Below are 3,751 nucleotides of genomic sequence, written 5' to 3'. Positions count from 1 at the left end.
GCCCGCAGCCGCATTCTCCCCCCCGGCCAGCGCCACCAGCCGCGCGGCCCAGGAGTCGGGCGCGCAGGTATGGAGCTCCCTGGCCGTGGCCTCCACGAAGACGCGCGGGGCGCTCCTCTCCCCGCGGGCCGCCCGGGCCTCGGCCGCAATCTCCGTCCGAAGCGTCTCGAGCCGCCGGACGACCGCCTCGGGCTCCAGCCCCAGGACGCCGGCAAGCGCCCGCAGGTAGTCGGCAAACCCGTCCCACCCGGGCGGGTCGAGCACTTCCACCCTCACGCCGGCGCGGGCGAGCACTCCCGACAGGTTGGGGTTCATCCGCTCCACCTGTCCGCGCAGAAGCACCACGTCGGGCTTCACCGCCAGGATGGACTCCGCCCCCGCCTTGGGCGAGAAGCGGGGCAGGTTCGGGAGCAGGTCGGGGTCGTCGTTCTCGGAGACCCCGACCAGGAGCTCCCCGCCCCCCAGGGCGGCCACGTTATCCGTGTGGCCGGGATAGAGCGAGACCACGCGCAGCGGCACGGCAGAGGCCGCCGGTACGCAGAACAGAAGAGTCACCAGCAGGAGCAGCCCCATCTTTTTTAACGGGGTGCAGGGGCCTGCGGCCCTTGACGGGGTGGAGGGGCGGAGCCCCTCCGCCGTCCCGCCGTTCGTTGTCTTCATCGTATCGTTCATTCCGCCAGGGCGCGCCACAGCACGTCCCCCCTTTCGGATCGATAGGGCAGAAACTCCGCTCCGTAAAGCCCTTTCAAGGTTTCTTCGTCCAAGCCGGACGCCGGGCCCCGCGCCGTCAGCCGCCCGTTCCTCAGGGCCATGAAGGCGTCGGAGAAGGGCAGCGCGGCATTGAGGTCATGGGCAGCGGCGACGACGGTCTTGCCCTCCCGGGCCAGGTCCCTCAGGACGGAGAACACGCGGGCCGCCTGGTTGGGGTCGAGCGCCGACGTGGGTTCGTCCAGCAAGAGGACCTGCGGGTCCTGCGCGAGCACGGAGGCCAGCAGCACGCGCTGCGCCTCCCCGCCCGAGAGCTCCGTCGCGCGGCGCGGCAGCAGGTAGGCCACGTCCATGCGCTCCGCCGCCGCCGCGATGCGCTCCTCGTCCTCTCCGGTCAGCCGCGAGAACAGGCCCCGATGCGGAAGGCGCCCCATCCCGATAACCTCCCATACGGAGAAGGGGTAGGCCGTTCGGAACTGCTGCGGGACCACGCCCACCCGGCGCCCGAACTCCCGCCGGGAGAGGGACCGGGCCTCGCGCCCGTCCAGGGTCAGAGTCCCCCCGTAGGGCTGCAGGCCCGCCAAGACCCGAAGCAGGGTGCTCTTGCCGCTGCCGTTGGGGCCGATCAGGGCCGTCAGGCAGCCCGAGGCTATCTCCCCATCGAGCCCATCCAGGACGGCACGCTCGCCGTAGCGGGACGTCAGGGCCCCGAACCGGAAGGACGGCCGCGCCATCGGGTCACCGTGCCCCGCGCCGCATCAGGAGCCAGCAGAAAAAGGGCCCCCCGATCAGCGCGGTGAGCACGCCGACCGGCAGCTCGCCCATCCGCTGGGCGAACCCGTCCGCAGCGGCCAGAAGGGTCCCTCCCGCCAGGAAGCAGAGCAGCGACAGGGGCCGATGGGCGGGCCCGACCGTCAGGCGGACGAGGTGCGGGACGACGAGCCCCACGAACCCCACGATGCCGAACCGGCTCACCGCCGCGGCGGTCCCCAGGGACGCGGCGCAGAGCAGGAGACGCCGCAGCTTCGCCTCGTCGACGCCCAGCATCGCACCCCGCCCCTCGCCCAGCGACACCGCGTCGAGCATGGGGCCGCAGGCCCAGGCGGGGAGCAGAACGAGAGCCGCGGCCGCCCACACGGCGGCGGCCCCCTCGGGCCCGGCACCGGAGAAGCTGCCCATCAGCCACAGGACGATGGCCCCCAGCCGGTCGTCCGCGACGGCCTTGAGGAACGTCACCCCGGCGGAGAGGACCGCGTTGGCGATCACCCCCGCCAGGACCAGATGAGCCCCGCCCCCTCCGCTCCGCCAGGCGATGAGCCCGACGAGCCAGAGCGCGGCGACGGCGCCCGCGAAGGCCATGGGCGTCACCAGGGCGGCGTTGAAGATGAGGCCACAGGCCCCGCCGAAGGCCGCCCCCGCGGCGATGCCCAAGGTGTAGGGCTCGGCCAGCGGGTTTGAGAGGAGCCCCTGGAGCACCGCCCCGGAGACCGCCAGCAGACCGCCCGTCCCGACGGCGGCGAGGAGGCGGGGCAGCCGGACCGTCCGGACAATCAGCGCCTCGGGCAGGGTGCGCTCCGCCTCGGGCAGTCCGGGCCGCAGCAGGGCGGCCACGCGGGAGAGCGGGATGTCCCACTCCCCCAGCGCGAGCCGCCAGACCGCCGTGGACGCCAGAAGCCCCAGCAGCACCGCCCCGAGGACCCATCGCCGGCGTCCCCGTTCCGACCGGTGTGCGGAGATATCCATCGCCTGCCCGATGCGGGGTGAAAAAGAGAATCGGAAAAGTTGAAGAAAAGCCCTACCGCATCATCTCGCGGATGCGGTCCACGAACACCTTCGCCATCTGCGGATCCTCGCCCAGCCCCACCAGGTAGGGCTCGATGTTCCTGTAGCCCGCCTTTTTGAGCAGGTTCAGCCACGACTCGTCGTCGTCCGCCCCGGCAAGGTCGTTGTTGGCGTGGTCGCCCGCGACGATCATGAGCGGCGAGATCACGAGTTTCCTGATCGAGGGGTTCCTCTTGAGCTCCCGGATGACGTCCTCGATCGTCGGGGCCGCCTCGACCGTCCCCAGGAAGAATTTTCCGTGGGCGGCGCGGTCCAGGGAGAGCTGGAGCTGGCTGTACATGGCATTGGCGATGTGGTGCGGCGTGCCGTGGCCCATCAGGACGATCGCCGTTCCCCTCTGCTTCAGGTAGGGCGCGAAGCGGTTCATGAGGATCCTGGCCATGAGGTCGCAGTCGGGCACGCTGTGGAGGTAGGGGGTCCCCAGCTCGATCCTCTTGAACCCATACTTGCCCTTGAGCGAGGCGAAGGCATCGACGACGTTCCGCATCTCGTCGTACTCCTCGCCCGGGATGATGTGGGTGGGCATGACGTAGACGTGGGTGAAGCCCTCGTCGTTCATTCCCGCCAAAGCCTCGACCGGCGTCGGGACCTCGATGTTCTGCTCGCGGGCGATCTTCCTGCGGATGATGTTGGACGTGAAGGCCAGACGCACCTCCGCGTCGGGGAAGGACTTTTTGGCGCTGTCGACGAGATTGTCGATGGCCTTCCGCGCCTCGGGCATGGAGGTCCCGAACGAGGCGATCAGGATACCCGTCCGGTCGGGGTTCTCCTGGCCGTGAGGGCCGGCGAACGCCGCGGAGGCGGCAAAAAGAACCGTGAACGCCATAAAGGCAAACAGGGTTTTCATCATCGTTCATTCTCCTCTCCCACAATCGCGTCCAGCCCCGTGCCGCAGGACGCCGGACACAAAAAAAGACACGCCCTCGTCGTCGTGTCTCGCCCTTTTACAGCGCCATTCATCTGCAAAGGAGTTCGCCCACGCAAACGTCACTTCCCTCCCGCCTGCGAGCGCGATATCCTGACTTCCCCTCGTCCTCGTCCGCCCCTTCCCGGAGGATGGTGTTCAACGGATCCTCCAGTGGGTGATGCGCGCGGATTCGTCCGGGTCACAGTGGCGGGGCCGTGCGGGCGTCGCACCCGCTTCCCGCGTCCGCAGGGACCTGATTGTCTCAATGCCTGTTACGGGCATCATTCAATCACA

The 3,751-nt window shown here is 69.7% G+C and carries 3 protein-coding genes, 1 pseudogene and 1 riboswitch; all 4 genes and pseudogenes read right to left on the bottom strand.

Annotated features, from left to right (window positions below):
• Positions 1–690: pseudogene (locus ABLA28_RS10940) on the bottom strand (hypothetical protein); the annotation flags it as partial.
• Positions 669–1,442 (bottom strand): ABC transporter ATP-binding protein, encoded by a 774-nt coding sequence (locus tag ABLA28_RS10935; RefSeq protein ID WP_347713691.1) that lies wholly within the window; start codon positions 1,440–1,442, stop codon positions 669–671. The gene ABLA28_RS10935 and the pseudogene ABLA28_RS10940, both read right to left, overlap by 22 nt.
• Before the next feature lie 4 nt (positions 1,443–1,446).
• Entirely contained in the window at positions 1,447–2,451 is a 1,005-nt protein-coding gene (locus ABLA28_RS10930) for an iron ABC transporter permease (protein ID WP_299298030.1), read from the bottom strand.
• Positions 2,452–2,503: 52 nt separating this feature from the next.
• The gene (locus ABLA28_RS10925; protein ID WP_347713690.1) at positions 2,504–3,400 is read right to left on the bottom strand and encodes a sirohydrochlorin cobaltochelatase; all 897 of its coding nucleotides are present in this window, start codon (positions 3,398–3,400) and stop codon (positions 2,504–2,506) included.
• A gap of 161 nt (positions 3,401–3,561) precedes the next feature.
• Positions 3,562–3,697: riboswitch (cobalamin riboswitch) on the bottom strand.
• Between the last annotated feature and the right edge of the window lie 54 nt (positions 3,698–3,751).

The organism is uncultured Fretibacterium sp. (genome assembly GCF_963544685.1).
Lineage (GTDB): Bacteria > Synergistota > Synergistia > Synergistales > Aminobacteriaceae > CAJPSE01.
The sequence above is the reverse complement of the archived record's forward strand: the minus strand, read 5'-3'. Positions and strand labels throughout refer to the sequence as shown.

Excerpts from the sequence above, each read along its gene's own strand:
- ABLA28_RS10925 (WP_347713690.1), bottom strand. The coding sequence starts at position 3,400 with ATGATGAAAACCCTGTTTGCCTTTATGGCGTTCACGGTTCTTTTTGCC.
- ABLA28_RS10930 (WP_299298030.1), bottom strand. The coding sequence starts at position 2,451 with ATGGATATCTCCGCACACCGGTCGGAACGGGGACGCCGGCGATGGGTC.
- ABLA28_RS10935 (WP_347713691.1), bottom strand. The coding sequence starts at position 1,442 with ATGGCGCGGCCGTCCTTCCGGTTCGGGGCCCTGACGTCCCGCTACGGC.